This window comes from Streptococcus sp. IMAU 99161 (assembly GCF_014435245.1).
GTDB classification, from domain to species: domain Bacteria; phylum Bacillota; class Bacilli; order Lactobacillales; family Streptococcaceae; genus Streptococcus; species Streptococcus lactarius.
The window spans coordinates 52,845-70,474 of record NZ_JAAPAW010000009.1; the positions used below are offsets into that span (position 1 = coordinate 52,845).

Annotated in this window: 17 protein-coding genes and 1 tRNA gene; 9 read left to right on the forward strand and 9 right to left on the reverse strand. The window is 44.4% G+C overall.

Features of this window, described 5'->3' with window-relative positions; genetic code table 11:
* Window positions 1-631: 631 nt before the first annotated feature.
* The 3 genes from HA044_RS04755 to HA044_RS04765 form a co-directional block, all read right to left on the reverse strand.
* Window positions 632-1,165, reverse strand: coding sequence for a hypothetical protein (locus HA044_RS04755; protein WP_187539738.1), 534 nt, complete (start codon window positions 1,163-1,165; stop codon window positions 632-634).
* Between the two features lie 380 nt (window positions 1,166-1,545).
* Window positions 1,546-1,618: transfer RNA gene (locus HA044_RS04760), tRNA-Lys, on the reverse strand.
* 264 nt (window positions 1,619-1,882) lie between these two features.
* Complete coding sequence (locus tag HA044_RS04765; RefSeq protein ID WP_187539740.1) at window positions 1,883-3,154, reverse strand: replication-associated recombination protein A; 1,272 nt, start codon at window positions 3,152-3,154, stop codon at window positions 1,883-1,885.
* 114 nt (window positions 3,155-3,268) lie between these two features.
* Here HA044_RS04765 and HA044_RS04770 point away from each other — a divergent pair, with 114 nt between their 5' ends.
* From HA044_RS04770 to dtd, 7 genes are all read left to right on the forward strand, one after another.
* Window positions 3,269-3,739 (forward strand): DUF3013 family protein, encoded by a 471-nt coding sequence (locus HA044_RS04770; protein ID WP_187539742.1) that lies wholly within the window; start codon window positions 3,269-3,271, stop codon window positions 3,737-3,739.
* Between the two features lie 11 nt (window positions 3,740-3,750).
* The gene (locus HA044_RS04775; RefSeq protein ID WP_187539744.1) at window positions 3,751-4,191 is read left to right on the forward strand and encodes an NUDIX hydrolase; all 441 of its coding nucleotides are present in this window, start codon (window positions 3,751-3,753) and stop codon (window positions 4,189-4,191) included.
* Window positions 4,188-4,661 carry a GNAT family N-acetyltransferase gene (locus HA044_RS04780; protein WP_187539747.1) on the forward strand — a complete coding sequence of 158 codons (474 nt, stop codon included), beginning with the start codon at window positions 4,188-4,190 and terminating at the stop codon, window positions 4,659-4,661. Before HA044_RS04775 ends, HA044_RS04780 begins: the two co-directional genes overlap by 4 nt.
* Window positions 4,662-4,798: 137 nt before the next feature.
* Window positions 4,799-5,749 carry a 50S ribosomal protein L11 methyltransferase gene (gene prmA / locus HA044_RS04785; protein ID WP_187539880.1) on the forward strand — a complete coding sequence of 317 codons (951 nt, stop codon included), beginning with the start codon at window positions 4,799-4,801 and terminating at the stop codon, window positions 5,747-5,749.
* A gap of 1 nt (window position 5,750) precedes the next feature.
* Window positions 5,751-6,494 (forward strand): 16S rRNA (uracil(1498)-N(3))-methyltransferase, encoded by a 744-nt coding sequence (locus HA044_RS04790; protein WP_187539749.1) that lies wholly within the window; start codon window positions 5,751-5,753, stop codon window positions 6,492-6,494.
* A gap of 188 nt (window positions 6,495-6,682) precedes the next feature.
* Window positions 6,683-8,902 carry a bifunctional (p)ppGpp synthetase/guanosine-3',5'-bis(diphosphate) 3'-pyrophosphohydrolase gene (locus tag HA044_RS04795; RefSeq protein ID WP_187539751.1) on the forward strand — a complete coding sequence of 740 codons (2,220 nt, stop codon included), beginning with the start codon at window positions 6,683-6,685 and terminating at the stop codon, window positions 8,900-8,902.
* Between the two features lie 278 nt (window positions 8,903-9,180).
* A complete protein-coding gene (gene dtd, locus HA044_RS04800) occupies window positions 9,181-9,624 on the forward strand; it encodes a D-aminoacyl-tRNA deacylase (protein ID WP_187539753.1) in 444 nt (147 codons plus the stop codon).
* Window positions 9,625-9,740: 116 nt separating this feature from the next.
* Here dtd and HA044_RS04805 read toward each other — a convergent pair whose 3' ends face one another.
* Complete coding sequence (locus tag HA044_RS04805) at window positions 9,741-10,442, reverse strand: nicotinamide mononucleotide transporter (protein WP_187539755.1); 702 nt, start codon at window positions 10,440-10,442, stop codon at window positions 9,741-9,743.
* Between the two features lie 124 nt (window positions 10,443-10,566).
* Window positions 10,567-11,217, reverse strand: coding sequence for a metal-dependent transcriptional regulator (locus HA044_RS04810; protein ID WP_187539757.1), 651 nt, complete (start codon window positions 11,215-11,217; stop codon window positions 10,567-10,569).
* Between the two features lie 124 nt (window positions 11,218-11,341).
* Between HA044_RS04810 and HA044_RS04815 the strand changes: the two genes are divergently transcribed.
* Window positions 11,342-12,367, forward strand: a complete 1,026-nt coding sequence (locus HA044_RS04815; RefSeq protein ID WP_187539759.1) for a DUF3114 domain-containing protein — start codon at window positions 11,342-11,344, stop codon at window positions 12,365-12,367.
* Between the two features lie 33 nt (window positions 12,368-12,400).
* Here HA044_RS04815 and tpx read toward each other — a convergent pair whose 3' ends face one another.
* From tpx to HA044_RS04835, 4 genes are all read right to left on the reverse strand, one after another.
* The gene (gene tpx, locus HA044_RS04820; RefSeq protein ID WP_187539761.1) at window positions 12,401-12,895 is read right to left on the reverse strand and encodes a thiol peroxidase; all 495 of its coding nucleotides are present in this window, start codon (window positions 12,893-12,895) and stop codon (window positions 12,401-12,403) included.
* 80 nt (window positions 12,896-12,975) lie between these two features.
* Window positions 12,976-13,905 carry a metal ABC transporter substrate-binding lipoprotein/fibrin-binding adhesin FimA gene (gene fimA, locus HA044_RS04825; RefSeq protein WP_187539763.1) on the reverse strand — a complete coding sequence of 310 codons (930 nt, stop codon included), beginning with the start codon at window positions 13,903-13,905 and terminating at the stop codon, window positions 12,976-12,978.
* Window positions 13,902-14,759: a metal ABC transporter permease gene (locus HA044_RS04830; protein WP_187539765.1), complete on the reverse strand. Its 858-nt coding sequence runs from the start codon at window positions 14,757-14,759 to the stop codon at window positions 13,902-13,904. Before HA044_RS04830 ends, fimA begins: the two co-directional genes overlap by 4 nt.
* Window positions 14,756-15,478, reverse strand: a complete 723-nt coding sequence (locus HA044_RS04835; protein ID WP_187539767.1) for a metal ABC transporter ATP-binding protein — start codon at window positions 15,476-15,478, stop codon at window positions 14,756-14,758. Before HA044_RS04835 ends, HA044_RS04830 begins: the two co-directional genes overlap by 4 nt.
* 148 nt (window positions 15,479-15,626) lie before the next feature.
* Between HA044_RS04835 and HA044_RS04840 the strand changes: the two genes are divergently transcribed.
* The gene (locus HA044_RS04840; RefSeq protein WP_187539769.1) at window positions 15,627-17,522 is read left to right on the forward strand and encodes a M13 family metallopeptidase; all 1,896 of its coding nucleotides are present in this window, start codon (window positions 15,627-15,629) and stop codon (window positions 17,520-17,522) included.
* The last annotated feature ends 108 nt before the right edge of the window (window positions 17,523-17,630 follow it).

Genomic DNA, 17,630 nt, shown 5'->3' on the forward strand with positions numbered 1-17,630 from the left:
GACCACTGCGCCTTGCTCGACAATCCAAAGACAATTGAGAGGCTAGGACTTTTGTCCCAGCCTCTATTTTCTGTCGTAACCGCTACAAATGATTGAGACTTTGCCTTTATTCACTTGATGCCAAGCCCTATTAGGTGGCTAGCTGTATCTTCTGGTATTATAGGATAATATTTTTATTTTAAATTTGTAACAAAAATGATAAATACTAGTTAAAGAGGAGTTGGTGAAACCCTTTATTTTCTAGTGTTTTCGGCGTTTTTGAATCAGGATAAAAATGCTAACAAATTGCAATATAAATTAACTGAATTTGTAACATTGTTAGTGTAAACTAATAAGGGTAGATCTTAGATCTGCATTGTTGCAAGGGGAGAACTTCCCACATACATGTCTATTGACAATAAAACTTGATCGTACTATTGCTGTCAGTAAAATGAGAGTTTGAACATGGCGTAGATTATATCGACCTTTTTCATATTAAAAATATTTTTCAAATTCCCCTTGCGCAAGCTCTCCCGGATTCCTCCGGGAGAGTTTTTTCTTTTCAATAAAATGATTATTCAGTACTCCTCCTTCAAGTACTTGGAAAGATCTTGCTATTCTAAAGCTCTAATTGAGGGCTTTTTATTACATGCTAATAAGAAAAATCAATGCCGTAGTTTTCCTTTAGATAGGTCGCTAACTCGGCTTTTTCTTCCTCTCTAAATCGACAGAGGCTAAGGGCGAGACGCAATTTCAAAGTGTTTGTATTGATGATGATGTTTGACTTAGAAATATCTTCTAACTGGGTGACTTCTCTGAGGTTAAAATCTAAATAGCAAGCCTTGCTGTTGACATGATCAGGGTCGCTGACGTCCACTTCAACATACGATGCTCGCAACAATTCTTCTTTGGGGATGAAGATTTCTTTTGAGAAGAAGAGTCCGGGGTAGACATAAATACCTTCAAAGGTGAATTCAAAGGAGACTCTGTGGCTAGTCAGTCTTTTGATGCCTGCGATCGTTGCGTAGATAGCAGCGAAAAAGAGGACGGTTGGAATCACAGTGAGAAGATTTAGTTGAGAAAAGTCGATTAATCCATGTAAGAGAAGAAAGAAAATTTGAATGAATATAGCCGATGCAAAGAGTAGATAGCCACCACCGACAAATTTTGAATAATAGATTTTCATAGGAACCTCCTTGTATATAATAGAACTCGCCACCTCTTTTTCAAGTAGAAGACGTTTAGGTCGTGCAGAGTTAAAATTCTAGCTATATTCATCATATCCTATGGAACGAAATTCTGTCAACCTTTTAGCAAGCTGCGAGGCAGTAGCTTTCGTATGATTTAGTAGTTGGTTTGTGGTATACTGGGATTTAGGCATTACAAACTTTGCGAACTAATTTTCATGATTGGAAAGAGATCAATATGTTTTTTCTTAGACGGCCCCGTGTTTTTATCGGAAATTAAGATTGCTCATAAAAAAATGTGGGGCAAATGATGGGACAAATCAGTTATAGACAAGCAAAAAAGCCTTGTAAATCAAGGCTTTTTCCTGTTGTATTTAGATGCCCCCTACAGGGCTCGAACCTGTGACCCATAGATTAAGAGTCTACTGCTCTACCAACTGAGCTAAGGAGGCAAATATAAAAAGCTGTATTGGTGCCGAAACTTCACGATTTGTATTGAACCCGCGCAATTAAGCAGGTGGGCAACTCGCTCTAACTGAAGCTGCTTCCGCGTGAGACGGCCTGCATGCTGTTAGAAGTCTTTTGTTTCCCTAATAATACAAAAATAGTCGGTCAACACTTAAGTGTGAGTTCGTACACCACAGCGTTTCTATATGTATATGATACCACATTTTGAAAATATTTCAAGAAAAAATCTCATTTTTTTGAAACCGATGTCACTTTCTCTTGAGCTGATCGATCTTCTCCTTGGTGGCTCCGAGGGCACGCTCGTACTTGCCATTTTCATTGGGAGTGAAGTAAGAAGCGTGTTTAATCTTGTCTGGCAGGTAGTCTTGCTTGACCCAGTTGCCAGGATAGTTGTGGGGATATTTATAGTTTTGTGCATTTCCCAGTTCCTTGCTTCCAGCATAATGGCCATCACGGAGGTGGCGGGGAATAGGGAGGTTGCCAGAACTTCTAAGATCAGACAGGGCCTTATCCATGGCAAGGTAGGCTGAGTTGGACTTAGGTGAAAGGGCTAGATCGATGACGATGTTGGCGATGAGAATGCGGGCTTCAGGAAAGCCGATGCGCTCAGCTGCTTGAAGCGCCGTTACGGTATGAATTTGGGCATCTGGATTGGCCAGACCGATATCCTCATAGGCAATGACCGTCAAGCGACGAGCTAGGCTAGGTAGGTCTCCCGCTTCGATCAAGCGAGCTGCATAGTGGAGACTAGCATCGACATCCGAACCGCGGATAGACTTTTGCAGAGCAGAGAGAACATCGTAGTGGCCGTCTCCGTCCTTGTCCATGGTGATATAGCTACGTTGGAGGCTATTTTCCATGATGTCTAGCGTAATATGGCGGACGCCTTCTGCATTTTCAGAGGTCGATAGCACCGCCAGATCGAGAGAATTAAAGGCGGAACGAAGATCTCCATTGGTCGAAGTAGCGATGAAGTCCAAAGCGTCCTCGTCGAGTACGACAGGAAAGTCAAAGCCACGCTCGGGGTCCTCTAGTGCTGTCTTCAGAGCCTGCTTGACTTCCTCCGTCGTCAGAGGCTCCAGCTCAAAGATTTGTACGCGGCTACGAATAGCGGGTGTGACAGAGAAAAAGGGATTTTCAGTCGTTGCACCGATCATGATGACCAGACCGCTTTCGAGCAAAGGCAAGAGAAAATCTTGCTTGGTTTTATCGAGGCGATGGATCTCATCCAAAAGTAGGACCAAACCACCAGAAAATTTGGCTTCCTCTGCAATCTCTTGCAGGCGTTTTTTACTATCAACTGTTGCATTAAAGGTACGAAAAGCATACTTGGTCGTTCCTGCGATGGCAGAAGCAATACTGGTCTTTCCGATCCCAGGAGGTCCATAGAGAATCATGGAGGACAGACGATTGGCTTCGACCATGCGACGAATGATTTTGCCTTCTCCGACCAGATGCTGTTGGCCGATGACCTGATCAATCGTCCGTGGGCGCATACGGAGTGCGAGATTGTCGGGCATTTCCTTCTCCTTTCTAGCTTTGTCTCCTTTCAAAGAGGCGGTTTTTATGGTAAGATTGTAGTAACTATTGTATCATATTCCGCTCTAAGAGTGGGAAATTAGAAAGAGGACGCTATGTCTAAGTACGGATTTTTGGATGTTTTAGAAGAGGAGATGGACAAGGTCTTTCCCTTTGATTATGAGATCAATTGGGATAAGAAAAATCATGCGGTAGAAGTGGCTTTTCTCTTGGAAGCACAGAATACGGGAGGGGTTGCACTGGTTGATGAAGCGGGTGAAGAGTCTGACGAAGATATTTTCTTTGAAGAAGCCGTGCTCTTCTACAATCCAGCCAAGTCTCATGTGGACGATGATGCCTATTTGACGGCGATTCCTTATGATCCGAAAAAAGGCTTGTCTCGTGAATTTCTAGCCTATTTTGCGACCTTTCTCAAAGACACAGCCGAGCTGGCCTTAGATGAGCTTATGGATTTCTTAGCAGACGAAGAAGCAGAGAGCTTTGAGATCGTCTGGAACCAAGAAGTCTTCGAAGAAGGCAAGGTTGGCCTAGAAGAAGGCACTTTTTATCCCTATCCGAGATATTAGGAGGGAAGCTCATGCTTGAGGATTGCTTAGAAGAACGGTTTGACTTTACGGGTTGTAAAATCGCCTTGCTTTGTGATGGGCAAATTTTGACCATTTTGCGCGATGACAAACCAACCATTCCCTGGCCTAATCTGTGGGAACTACCAGGAGGTGGACGGGAAGGAAATGAGACCCCTTTTGAGTGTGTGGCGCGTGAGGTTTATGAGGAATTGAACATCCAACTGTCGAAAGATGACATAGTCTGGTCTTGGATCTACCCTAGTATGCTAGATGAGAACAAAAACTCCGTTTTTTTAGTTGGGCAGTTGACACAGGAACAGTTTGACAGTATCGTCTTTGGAGACGAGGGCCAGGGCTATAAATTAGTGAGACTTGAAGAGTTTTTGGCGTCAGATCGGGTCGTTCCCCAATTACAAGAACGAGTGAGAGATTATGTGGAGGAAAGTTTATGATAAGACTTGAGAAAGCAGGAGCAGAGGATTTAGAAACCATTATTGCCATTCAAAGAGCCAGTTTTAAAGCAGTCTATGACAAATACAAAGATGAATATGATCCCTATCTAGAAGATCGCGAGCGAATCAAATGGAAATTAGTCGAGCGTCCCAATAGCTATTACTACTTTATAAAAGAAAATGAAGAAAACATCGGATTTCTACGAGTTCAGACGAATGAAGAGTTGACGAAAGCTTGGTTGGGAACGGCAGCGATTTTGCCTCCGTATCAAGGAAAAGGGTATGGATCTGAAGGATTGCGCATGCTAGAAGAGGAATTTTCAACCGTTAGACAATGGGATTTGTGTACGGTGTTACAGGATGAAGGCATGGTCGCCTTCTACGAGAAGAATGGCTACCATCAAACCCATATCGAGCCTGAAAAAGAAGGCATGGATATGGTCTACATGAAAAAGTTGATAGAGAAATAGAAAGGATGGTTCAGTTTAATTTCTAAATTGAACCCGCCCTAAACACGGTGCCAAAAAGATAAACTTCTCTTAGACACAAGCGTCTTCAGAGAGTTTCCTATTTTGGCTTTGTGTTTGACGGGCTTGGTATCTTAATGATGGAAACATGGCAAGAGTTAAAAGTTACAGTGAAGCGTGAGGGAGAGGAGCTGGTCTCTAACCTCTTGATTGAACTAGGTGCCCAGGGTGTTGCGATTGAAGACAGCATGGACTATGTAGGAAATGTCGACCGCTTTGGTGAGATTTTCCCTGAGGTCGAGCAGCAGGAAGAAATCGTGGTGACCGCCTACTACCCAGAAACGGTTGATGTAGCAGCGGTTGAAGCGGATTTGCAGGCTCGTCTCGCAGAATTGACCGACTTTATGGATCTGGGTGAGGTCAAGATGGGAACGACTGCCTTGGCTGAGGAAGACTGGGCCGACAACTGGAAGAAATACTATGAACCAGCTCGTATCACCCATGACTTGACCATCGTGCCGTCATGGACGGACTATGAGGCGACTGCTGGAGAAAAGATGATCAAGCTGGACCCTGGTATGGCCTTTGGAACAGGAACTCACCCGACCACTAAGATGAGCCTCTTTGCCTTGGAGCAGGTTCTTCGTGGTGGCGAAACAGTGCTGGATGTGGGGACAGGATCAGGCGTCCTTTCCATTGCTAGCTCACTTCTCGGTGCCAAGGAAATCTTCGCCTATGACTTGGATGATGTAGCAGTTCGTGTCGCTCAGGAAAATATCGAGCTCAATCCGGGCATGGAAAACATCCATGTGGCACCAGGTGATTTGCTCAAGGGCGTGGAGATTGAGCCAGATGTCATCGTGGCCAACATCTTGGCGGATATCCTCATTCATCTGACAGAGGATGCTTACCGCTTGGTCAAGGATGAAGGCTACCTGATCATGAGTGGGGTTATCAAGGACAAGTGGGAGATGGTGCGTGAGTCAGCAGAAGCAGCTGGATTTTTCCTTGAAACTCATATGATTCAAGGGGAGTGGAACGCCTGTGTCTTCAAAAAAACTAAGGATATATCTGGTGTGATTGGAGGCTAGCATGCAGCAGTATTTTGTAAAAGGCTTGGCTAGCTCACCAGTCACCATCGAGGACAAGGAGACCAGCAAGCACATGTTTCAGGTCATGCGCTTGAAAGAGGATGATGAGGTGATTTTAGTCTTTGATGATGGGATCAAGCGCTTGGCGCGCGTGCTAGATGTGGAGGCTCGTCAGTTGGAGCTAGTCGAGGAATTAGCTGATAATGTGGAACTGCCTATTCAAGTGACCATCGCATCCGGCTTTCCCAAGGGGGATAAACTCGAGTTTATCACTCAAAAAGTGACAGAGCTAGGTGCTAGCCAGATATGGGCCTTCCCTGCAGACTGGTCCGTCGCCAAGTGGGACGGCAAGAAATTGGGTAAAAAGGTCGAGAAACTAGAAAAAATCGCCCTTGGTGCAGCCGAGCAAAGCAAGCGGAATCTTGTCCCAAGTGTTCAGCTTTTCGAGAAAAAAGCAGACTTTCTAGCCCAACTGGACCAGTTTGACTGCATCGTGGTGGCCTATGAAGAGTCGGCAAAAGAGGGAGAAATCGCAGCTCTGATTCAGTCGCTGACAGGATTGGAAGCTGGAGGTCAACTGCTCTTGATCTTTGGACCGGAAGGTGGTCTCTCACCTGCGGAAATTGAAAGTTTTGAAGTCAAAGGAGCAGTCCTAGCAGGACTTGGGCCTCGCATCCTAAGAGCAGAAACAGCGCCACTCTACGCCCTCAGCGCCGTGAGTGTTGTTACAGAATTAATGAACTAACGAAGTGAAGAAATCACTTCGTTATTTTTTTACAAAAATCTTCTATTTTCAAAAATTTTTACGAATGATTAAAGTGAAGGGAGATTCAGAATGATCTCTTGATAAGATTCATATATGAAAGTAGCTTCATTGGTTTTCATCTGCTTCTAAAAGTGTTAAAATAGTATCCAAGAAACTGGAGAAAATACATGCCAAAAGAAGAGAATTTAACTGGGGACCAAGTCGTTGCCCTTACAAAAAAATATTTATCACCTGAGGATGTTGCCTTTGTGCAAAAGGCCATGTTTTATGCAGTTGATTGTCACAATGGGCAATTTCGCCAGTCTGGTGAGCCCTATATCATTCACCCGATTCAAGTGGCCGGAATCCTTGCTAAGCTAAAACTGGATGCTGTGACGGTTGCCTGTGGTTTTTTGCATGATGTTGTGGAAGATACGGACGCAACCTTGGATGATCTTGAGCGTGAATTTGGCCATGATGTGCGCGTGATCGTTGATGGGGTGACCAAGCTCGGGAAGGTCAAGTACAAGTCCCACGAAGAGCAGTTGGCAGAAAACCATCGCAAGATGCTTATGGCCATGTCTCAAGATATCCGTGTCATTTTGGTCAAACTAGCCGACCGCTTGCATAATATGCGCACCCTCAAGCATTTGCGCAAGGACAAGCAAGAACGCATTTCGCGTGAGACCATGGAGATCTATGCGCCACTGGCCCACCGTCTCGGGATTTCGAGCGTCAAGTGGGAGCTTGAAGATTTGTCTTTCCGTTATTTGAATGAGACAGAATTTTACAAGATTTCTCATATGATGAAGGAAAAACGTCGCGAGCGAGAAGAGTTGGTCGAAGAGGTTGTCCACAAGATTGAGACCTATGCGGCAGAACGCCACTTACATGGGAAAATCTACGGTCGACCAAAGCATATCTATTCGATCTATCGCAAGATGCAGGATAAAAAGAAACGCTTTGATGAAATCTATGATTTGATTGCCATCCGCTGTATCCTGGATACTCCAAGCGATGTCTATGCTATGCTGGGCTACATTCATGAGCTCTGGAAGCCAATGCCGGGGCGTTTTAAGGACTATATTGCCAACCGGAAGGCCAATGGCTATCAGTCGATCCATACGACTGTATATGGCCCTAAAGGACCGATTGAATTCCAGATCCGAACCAAGGAAATGCATGAAGTCGCTGAGTACGGGGTTGCGGCTCACTGGGCCTATAAAAAAGGCATCAAAGGTCAAGTCAACAGTAAGGAATCTGCTATTGGGATGAACTGGATCAAGGAGATGATGGAACTCCAAGACCAGTCAGGCGATGCCAAGGAATTCGTAGAAAATGTAAAAGAAGACATCCTGGCAGAAGAGATTTACGTCTTTACTCCAGATGGAACTGTGCGCTCTCTTCCGAAAGATTCCGGACCGATCGATTTTGCCTATGAAATCCACACCAAGGTTGGGGAAAAAGCGATTGGGGCTAAGGTCAACGGCCGGATGGTGCCCCTCAATACCAAACTTCGGACGGGAGATCAGGTGGAAATTATCACCAATGCTAACTCCTTTGGTCCGAGTCGTGACTGGTTGACCCTTGTTAAAACTAGCAAGGCGCGCAATAAGATCCGTCAATTCTTTAAAAATCAAGACAAGGAATTGTCGATTAACCGGGGCCGTGACCTCTTGATGGCCCAATTCCACGAGCATGACTTGGTAGCTAATAAGTTCATGGACAAAAAGCACATGGACAAAGTGCTACAAAAATCCAGTTACAAGACAGAAGAAGCCTTATTCGCGGCGATTGGGTTTGGAGAGATCGGGGCGATTACCATCTTTAACCGCTTGACGGAGGATGAACGCCGTGAAGAAGAGCGGGCCAAGGCACGTGCAGAGGCAGAAGAGCTGGTCAAAGGTGGTGAAGTCAAGGTTGAAAATAAAAAGGACACCTTGAAGGTCCGCCACGAAGGCGGTGTAGTCATCCAAGGTGCATCGGGGCTCTTGATTCGGATCGCCAAATGCTGTAACCCAGTTCCAGGTGATGAGATTGTCGGCTACATTACCAAAGGTCGTGGTGTTGCCATTCATCGCCAAGACTGTATGAACCTCCGGGCTCAAGACAACTACGAGCAACGGTTGATTGACGTCGAATGGGAAGAAAATAATACAACCAAAGACTACATTGCCCACATTGATATCTACGGTCTCAACCGTACAGGCCTTCTCAATGATGTGCTGCAAGTCTTGTCCAATACGGCAAAAATGGTCTCAACTGTCAATGCCCAACCAACTAAAGATATGAAATTTGCCAATATCCACATTTCCTTTGGGATTCCAAATCTGTCCATGTTGACAACGGTTGTGGATAAGATTAAGAGTGTGCCGGAGGTGTACTCTGTTAAGCGGACCAACGGCTAATCTTCTGCGAAAATCGACTTCATACTGCGTTAGTTTCAACTGGCCTAACTATAGTTATGCCTGCGTCTCACTGCCTTGTCTGAAGTCGATTTTCATTGAAGCACGTAGGACGTGGTCAGAACATTTTTATAGCTTCGTCTCGCTGCCTTGCTCTAAAAGCAACTGAACAGCCGTTGCTTTTCAGCTAGTGTGACTGCGTCTCACTGCCTTGTCTGATGTCAATTTTCTTTGAAGGTTAGCAGTGAATGCTCGATAGATTTATAAAATAGGATAATAAAATGAAATTAGTGATTCAACGGGTCAAGAGTGCCTCGGTTTCCATTGATGGTCGGGTCTACAATGCAATCCAGCAAGGTTTATTGCTCTTAGTGGGAGTTGGGCCTGAAGATCAGCAGGAAGATTTGGATTATGCTGTGAGAAAGATTGTCAATATGCGTATCTTTTCAGATGACGAGGGCAAGATGAATCTCTCTGTAAAGGATATCCAAGGAGAGATTCTGTCAGTATCTCAGTTTACACTTTTTGCCGATACTAAAAAAGGCAATCGTCCAGCCTTTACAGGTGCAGCCAAACCAGATATGGCGGAAGCTTTCTATCAAGAATTTAACCAAGAACTAGCCAAGGAAGTTTCTGTTGAGGCAGGAGTCTTTGGAGCAGATATGCAGGTGGAACTGGTCAATGATGGGCCAGTAACCATCATCCTTGATACAAAAAATAAATAAAAAGAGGCTCTATCTTATCTGCATATAGCGGATAAGATAGAGCCTTTGTTTGTCAAATCTAGTTCTAACCGTTAAATATGATAGTTGAGTAAGATACAGGTTAACGATTCATTATTTTATTCTTTATCATTCCATACGAATAGAGCACCTACAGCATTGATGATGTAAAAGATGTATTTTCCAACATTGGCAAAATTTCCTTGGATACTAGCTTTTGTTAATTGAACGAAATTGTAAACCAACCAAAATTCCCATTGAGTTGTTAATTTAAGAGCATTCAAAGCATTTGCAATCAATGAAAGGCCAAATGCAATCGTTGTAACGTAAGCAAGGAGGTTCATCTTGCCCCCGTAGCCAATATAGTTTGTTGCAAAGGCAAATAGGAAGGCTAGAACTGAAATGATGATGGCTGCCCATTTCAATTGTTTTTGGCTCATCTTGTTTGGTCTACCTTCTTGTGAAGCTTCCCATTTCTTAATGGCAAAGGTATAAATGAGAAAGGTGACGGGATAGGTGATAATCGCAGCCTTATTTCCGAGGATATAATCAATGGTACCAGATAGGATTGTATTGACAATTCCGTAATAATTCCCCCATTTACTCAATTTACCAGTAAAACGAGTGGACAACATTGAAATTCCAACGTTAGTAACTGAAATGAGTCCAAATGGAACCAATGCGGTCCATGCTCCCCAATCAACAAACTTGTCTAATCGTGAATTAAGGTAGCCTGATGCAATCGCTATACCGACAACTAAAGCCACACCAAACAGGTCAAACCATTTTGATGTAGCGAAAACTTTGAGTGATTTTTTCATAAGATGGTCTCCCCCCTCTTTGTCGCGTCCATTCTACACCTAAAAAAAAGCAAAGTCAAGTCATATAGCAATATAAAACCCTGAAAATAGAGATTTCAGGGTTTGGTTTTTAATTGTTAATGACTCAGTTGATTTTTTCTACATAGAGTTGTTGGGCGATCACTTGGTTGATCGAAATTTCTTGACCATGGATAACTAAGTGATAGAGGCCTGTGTAGTCATCATACCGTTGAAATTCGAGGGTATCGCCAATCTGGAGATGGATTTGCTCTAAGAATTTTAACAATTCATAGGTGTCATACACCCTTTGCAGAATATAGAGACCAGGTTGGGTCGTTTCACTGAGACGATCTTGGTAGGCTTCGACCAGCCGTTCACCTTTTCTTGGAATTGTCCCACCGTGAGGGCAGGTCTTAGGAGTTCCAAGCATGTGATCCAGCCGGTCGATGAAATGTTCAGAAACGGTATGCTCGAGAACTTCTGCCTCTTCATGGACTTCTTCAGTTGTGTAGCCAAGATTTTCCAGCAGAAATACTTCAATCAAGCGGTGCTTGCGGTAGAGATCAGAGACCAATTGCGAGCCTAGATCTGTTAGCAAATACCCACTAGCCTTGTCCTTCACCAAGAGGCCCTCAGAAACCATGCGCTTGATCATCTCGGTCACAGCGGGTGGAGAGACCTGCATGCGACTGGCGATTTCCTTATTACTGATTTTTTCAACTTCTGTACCAATTTCATAAATGCACTTGAGGTAATCTTCTTTATTTGGTGTCATGCTTTCCTCTTTTCTTCGCTTACTTCTAGTATATCAAAAAAATCCTCAAAAACGCTAATGGAGTTCTGAGAATTGTCTCAAGCTTCAAAAGATGGTAGTATAGAAGTATAGAAAGGACGGCGCCATGAATAGACGGGAATTAGCGAGACTAGGTTGGAGAGAGCATAGTTTAGCCTATCTAGAGAAGTACTTGCAGGGATACAAAGATTCACAAGCCTACCAAGAACAATACCAGTCTGTCTTTTTCTTTGCCAGTCCTCTATTTCAAAAAATGTGGGAGAAAGAACTTCAAAATTTGGATGAAGTGGCTGCCCAAGACTTGCTGAGGGGAGTCATGAAACTGCTTCTCATGCCAAGTGACCTGTCCGGAACTTGTGAAGAAACAGCCTTTCTTCTGAGTAGGATAGCTCCAGATTGTCCGCCAGGCTCTGACTTTTGGAAGGCTTTCTCACGCGTCGTGCAAATCGCCTTTGAAAAGGATCCCTTAGCAGATCAGTCGGGAGATCAGCTCTTGAAACGCCAGGTTCACCAGTTGCGCTACCTACTTTCCAGTTACCAAGCCCAATGGATTCGGACGCATGAGGCCAGAGCTGGACAGACTGACGAGGAGGCCTTACAAGCTTACCTACAGGAGGCTAGAGCGATCACGGTGGATGCTTATGCAGCAGCTCGTCTCCACAATAAGGTCTCCGTGACATCAGATGGTCAACTCCATTATCCTTCAGGGGCCTCCCAACAAGTCAATTTCAAGATTCTACTGAATTTCCACACGGAGTATATCCTGGACCAGGATGGCCAATTTCTCAACGAAGTAGACCCATATCAGATTTATGAAAATGGCATTGTCAATGGGGCTAGTTTTAACTACGGGTTGGCTAGGGGCCGGACCCATAAGGACTTGGATATTGATCCCGTTAAAGCTTGGGATCCACCTTTTCGAAATCAGGTCCTCTATCAGCAGGGTGTTCGCTATCTAGCTCCTAAAAATGATCGCAGTGTCGAAGGCTACTGGAGTCGAAAAGGAGTCTTTGCACAAGGAGGCAAGAGCTACAAGCAACAAGTGGCACAGCGCGTGCGGCGTTTCCTCAGAGGCATCCCTCGCTTACGCTGGCGGGTTCTCCTCCAGAATGGACTCCATAGGATTTTATAGCAATGAAAAAGAGGTCACAGACCTCTTTTTACTTTATCCCAGTGCTTTGACAGCTTCGATTGCAGCGTCGTAATTCGGCTCACTATTGATATTGTCTAGGTATTCAACGTAGGTAATCTTATTATTTTCGTCTAAGACCAAGACAGCGCGTGCGAGCAAGTGCCATTCATTGATCAAGAGGCCATAGGCTTTTCCGAAGGAATGGTCGAAGTAGTCTGAGAGCATGATGGCATTGTCGAGCCCTTCAGCAGCGCACCATTTTTTTTGAGCAAAAGGAAGGTCAACAGAGACCGTCAAGACGACAGTATCTTCCAAGTTTGATAAGGTTTGATTGAAATGACGCGTTTGAGTGGAACAGATCCCTGTGTCAATAGAAGGGATCACACTGAGGACTTTTTTCTTGCCAGCAAAATCAGCTAACGATTTCTTCTCCAGAGCTGGAGTGATCAATGAAAAATCATGGGCAATTTCCCCTACTTGAAGTTGAGACCCAGTAAAGGTAACAGGATTTCCTAAAAATGTTGTCATAGAAAAGACTCCTTTTTTATTTTTATTGTACCCTAATGGAGATGAAGGAGCCACTGATTTGTTTAGAAAATCTGAAGGTCCTACTGACTCAATCCTTCTGCGATCTTGTCTAAGTTCCACTTCATCATGCTGTAGTAGCTATCGCCCTTTTCTCCTTTTTTGGCAATGGAATCCGTGAAGATCTTTGCATGGATTGGGATATGGGTATCCTTAGCCACAGTTTTCATAGGACGTTCATCGACACTGGATTCGACAAAGAGGGCTGGGACCTTGGTTTGCCGGAGCTTTTCTACCAGCGATTTAATTTGGTCAGGTGTGCCTTCTTCTTCCGTATTGATTTCCCAGATATAGGCAGATGGGACGCCGTAGGCTTTGGAGAAGTACTTGAAGCAGCCTTCGCTGGTTACAATCATCTTCTTCTCTTCTGGGATATTGTTGAATTTTTGTTTGGCTTCTTGGTCGAGCTTGCTGAGTTTTTCAGTATAGGCTGCTAGATTTTTTTCGTAGAAGTCCTTATTTTTCGGATCTTTGGCGATCAATTGCTTGGCAATGTTTTTAGCGTAGAGGATACCGTTTTCGAGATTGAGCCAAGCGTGAGGGTCTTCTTTTCCAGCTTGGTTTTGGCCTTCCAAGTAGATGACGTCGACTCCCTCGCTAGTAGCGAAATAGTCCTTGTTTTCTACTTTATTGGCATTTTTGACTAGTTTAGTAAACCAAGCATTGCCACCGGTTTCGAGGTTGATCCCATTGTAGAAGATCAGATCTGCTTGCGAGGTTTTTTTGACATCTTCTGGTAGCGGTTCGTATTCGTGCGGGTCTTTGCCGACGGGAACGATACTGTGCAGCTCGATCTTATCCCCAGCTATATTTTTGGTGATATCTGCAAGGATGGAGTTGGTGGTGACCACTTTCAATTTACCAGAAGCTCCAGAAGAAGAGCCTTTGCTACAGGCCAACAGACCAAATAAGAGCGCCACAAAGAGGGCAAGGATAGAAGTGAATTTTTTCATGTGTTTCTCCTTTTATGAGATGAAAGAGCGTGCCGGTTCTTTCTTTGCTTAGGAGCGATAAAGAAGCTGATGAGAAAGAAGGCGGCAGAAGTGAGGACAATACAAGACCCAACGGCGATGTTCAGGCTATAGCCAATAAAGAGTCCTAAGATAGATGCAAGAGCACCTAGGCTAGAGGACAAGAGCATCATGGACCAGAGGTTATTGGTGTAGAGATAGGCCGTCGCAGCGGGTGTGATGAGCATGGCGACGATGAGAATGGTCCCGACACTTTGCATAGCAGTGACAGAAACCAAGGTCAAGAGTACCATGAGGAGGTAGTGATAGGCCTTGACCCGAACACCCATGGATTGGGCCAGAACGGGATCAAAAGATGTGAGCAGCAAGGGACGAAAGAGCAGGACAATCACCAGTAAGACCGCCACACCAATACCAATGGTCATCCACATATCCTGGTCTTGCACGGCCAAGATATTTCCAAAGAGGATGTGGAAAAGGTCGGTGGAACTTTTAGCGACTCCAATCAGGATGACTCCTAAGGCGAGGAAAGAAGAAAAGGTAATCCCAATCGCAGTGTCGCTCTTGATGATGGAGTTGCTCTTGATATAGGTGATGAGGACAGAAGCTAAAAGACCAAAGACAATGGCGCCAATAAAGAAATTGATGCCCAGGATAAAGGACAGAGCGACCCCCGGAAGGACCGCGTGTGAGATGGCATCTCCCATGAGAGACATGCCTCGTAAAATAATGAAACATCCGACCGCACCAGCGACAATTCCGATGGCGATAGCAGTAATAAGGGCGTTTTGTAGGAAATGAAATTGTTGTAATCCATCGATAAATTCTGTAATCATCCGACTCCACCTCCTATAAAGAGTTCATGGCCGTAGGTGGCATGCAGATTTTCCTTAGTAAAGGTCTCCTCTGTTTTCCCAAAAGCAATTAGCTTGCGATGAAGGAGGAGGACCTGGTCAAAGTAAGCAGGAACCTTGCTGAGGTCGTGATGGACAATCAGGATGGTCTTGCCTTCTTTTTTCAAGGTTTTTAGTGTCTGCATAATGATGTCTTCGCTAACGGAGTCAATCCCAGCAAAGGGCTCATCCAAAAAGATGACATCTGCTTCTTGGACCAAGCAGCGGGCGATCAGGACCCGTTGGAATTGCCCTCCTGAAAGTTGGCCAATCTGGCGATCCGCTAGATCAAGAAGATTGACAAGCTTCATCGCATCTTCCACTTTTTGGAGATTTTCTTTGCTTTTTCTCTTGAAGATAGAAAGGTGGGGATAGAGACCCAGTGAGACACACTCTCTCACCGTGATGGGAAAGTGGAAATCAATAGCTGTTTTTTGCTCGACGTAGGCTACTCGTTGAAGAGCTTGGCTGAGATCTTTTTGATCAAGCTGGACCCTTCCCGAATGAGGAAGAAGTCCCAGCATGGCCTTGATTAGGGTTGATTTTCCAGCCCCATTGGGGCCAAGAATGCCTAGGATAGTCGGGCCCTGGATGGTGAGGGAAAGGTCCTCTAGAGCCAGCGTTTGCTGATAAGTAACACGAAGGTTTTCAATTTGAATCATGAGTTTCCTCCTTTGATATTAATATACATGAATAAAAAAATTAAGTCAAGTTAATTTATAAAATAATTTAACTTAAATCACTTGAAATCATTGAAAAAAGTTCCTATTTTTGATAAGGTTAATAGAAAAGAATGAAAGTGAGAAAATCATGGTACGTTTACAAGATGATTTTTATGATTATGTCAATGGAAAATGGGCTGAAACAGCAGTGATTCCTGATGACAAACCGTCAACTGGTGGGTTTATGGACTTGATCCAAGATATCGAAAACTTGATGTTGGATATTACTGGAAAATGGCAAAGAGGAGAAGAGTTGCCTGAAGATAGCATTCTGCAAAACTTTGTCAAATACCACAAAATGGTGGCAGATTTTGATGCACGGGAAGCAGCTGGTGTGGCTCCAGCTATGCCCTTGATCAACGAAATCAAGGCTTTGTCTTCTTTTGAAGACTATACCAGCAAGTTGGGTACCTATGAGCTAGCTGGGAAACCAAATCTCCTGCCATTTAGCGTGTCACCAGACTTTATGAATGCCCAAATGAATGTCTTGTGGGGAGAATCTCTTGCTCTTATCTTGCCGGATACGACCTACTATGAAGAAGGCAACGAAAAAGGTCCGGAATTGCTGGCTATCTGGCGTCAGATGATGGAAAAACTCTTGCCAAAATTTGAATTCTCAGAAGTAGAAATCAAGGATATCCTAGATAAGGTTATTGCGGCAGATGCAGAATTGGCTAAGTATGTCTTGTCAAATGAAGAAAAATCTGAATACAACAAACTCTACCATCCCTATGAGTGGGAAGAATTCAAGTCCTTAGTTCCAGAATTGCCACTCGACACCTTCTTTGCAGAAGTAATCGGACAAACTCCAGATAAAATCATCGTGCCAGAAGAGCGTTTCTGGAAGGAATTTGCGCCAACATACTATTCAGCAGCCAACTGGGAGACCCTTCATGCCAAATTGAAACTCGGAGCAGCCTTAGATTGGACGTCTTTCTTAACCGAAGAAATTCGTGTCTTGTCTGGTGAGTATGGACGGACCATTACAGGGATTCCAGAACCTCGTCCAAAAGAAAAAGCAGCTTTGGCTTTGGCAGAAGGCCCTTATAGCCAAGCGCTTGGACTCTGGTATGCAGGTGAAAAATTCTCACCAGAAGCAAAAGCAGACGTAGAACATAAAGTAGCGACTATGATTGAGGTCTACAAGGCTCGTCTTGAAAAAGCAGACTGGCTCGCTCCTGAAACCCGCGAAAAAGCCATTGTTAAACTCAATGTCATCACACCGCATATCGGCTACCCTGAAAAATTACCAGAAACATACGCCAAGAAGATCATCGACGAGAGCAAAAACTTGGTGGAAAATGCTCAAAAATTGGCTCAAATTTCCATTGCCCATAGCTGGAGCAAGTGGAACCAACCAGTTGATCGGAGTGAGTGGCATATGCCAGCTAATATGGTCAATGCCTACTATGATCCGCAACAAAACCAAATCGTTTTCCCAGCAGCAATTCTGCAAGCTCCTTTCTATGACCTTCACCAATCATCATCAGCCAACTACGGTGGAATCGGTGCGGTCATTGCCCATGAAATCTCCCACGCCTTTGACACCAATGGTGCTTCCTTCGATGAAAATGGTAGCTTGAAAGACTGGTGGAAGCCAGAAGATTACGAAGCCTTTACCGCTCGGACCCAAAAGGTTGTTGATCAATTTGAAGGCCAAGACTCATACGGTGCTAAGATTAACGGGAAATTGACCGTTTCGGAAAACGTGGCAGACCTAGGAGGGATCGCTGCAGCCCTTGAAGCCGCTAAGAAAGAAGCAGACTTCTCCGCAGAAGAATTCTTCACCAACTTTGCTCGCATCTGGCGGATGAAAGCTCGGACAGAGTACATGCAACTCCTCGCAAGTGTCGATGTCCACGCACCAGGAAAACTCCGTACCAATGTTCAATTACCAAACTTTGACGAATTCTTTGAAGCCTTTGATGTCAAAGAAGGAGATGGCATGTGGAGAAAACCAGAAGACCGAGTGATCATTTGGTAAATTAAGATAGGAGAGACGATTCGGTTTACCGAAACTTCCTGCAGAAAAATAGGAAATCAATGATGCATTCCATGAATGCCAATTGATTTATCTTTTTTCCAAAGGAAG

Coding starts and splice junctions, on each gene's coding strand:
- HA044_RS04755 (WP_187539738.1), bottom strand. CDS start 1,165: ATGAAAATCTATTATTCAAAATTTGTCGGTGGTGGCTATCTACTCTTT.
- HA044_RS04765 (WP_187539740.1), bottom strand. CDS start 3,154: ATGCCCGACAATCTCGCACTCCGTATGCGCCCACGGACGATTGATCAG.
- HA044_RS04770 (WP_187539742.1), top strand. CDS start 3,269: ATGTCTAAGTACGGATTTTTGGATGTTTTAGAAGAGGAGATGGACAAG.
- HA044_RS04775 (WP_187539744.1), top strand. CDS start 3,751: ATGCTTGAGGATTGCTTAGAAGAACGGTTTGACTTTACGGGTTGTAAA.
- HA044_RS04780 (WP_187539747.1), top strand. CDS start 4,188: ATGATAAGACTTGAGAAAGCAGGAGCAGAGGATTTAGAAACCATTATT.
- prmA (WP_187539880.1), top strand. CDS start 4,799: ATGGAAACATGGCAAGAGTTAAAAGTTACAGTGAAGCGTGAGGGAGAG.
- HA044_RS04790 (WP_187539749.1), top strand. CDS start 5,751: ATGCAGCAGTATTTTGTAAAAGGCTTGGCTAGCTCACCAGTCACCATC.
- HA044_RS04795 (WP_187539751.1), top strand. CDS start 6,683: ATGCCAAAAGAAGAGAATTTAACTGGGGACCAAGTCGTTGCCCTTACA.
- dtd (WP_187539753.1), top strand. CDS start 9,181: ATGAAATTAGTGATTCAACGGGTCAAGAGTGCCTCGGTTTCCATTGAT.
- HA044_RS04805 (WP_187539755.1), bottom strand. CDS start 10,442: ATGAAAAAATCACTCAAAGTTTTCGCTACATCAAAATGGTTTGACCTG.
- HA044_RS04810 (WP_187539757.1), bottom strand. CDS start 11,217: ATGACACCAAATAAAGAAGATTACCTCAAGTGCATTTATGAAATTGGT.
- HA044_RS04815 (WP_187539759.1), top strand. CDS start 11,342: ATGAATAGACGGGAATTAGCGAGACTAGGTTGGAGAGAGCATAGTTTA.
- tpx (WP_187539761.1), bottom strand. CDS start 12,895: ATGACAACATTTTTAGGAAATCCTGTTACCTTTACTGGGTCTCAACTT.
- fimA (WP_187539763.1), bottom strand. CDS start 13,905: ATGAAAAAATTCACTTCTATCCTTGCCCTCTTTGTGGCGCTCTTATTT.
- HA044_RS04830 (WP_187539765.1), bottom strand. CDS start 14,759: ATGATTACAGAATTTATCGATGGATTACAACAATTTCATTTCCTACAA.
- HA044_RS04835 (WP_187539767.1), bottom strand. CDS start 15,478: ATGATTCAAATTGAAAACCTTCGTGTTACTTATCAGCAAACGCTGGCT.
- HA044_RS04840 (WP_187539769.1), top strand. CDS start 15,627: ATGGTACGTTTACAAGATGATTTTTATGATTATGTCAATGGAAAATGG.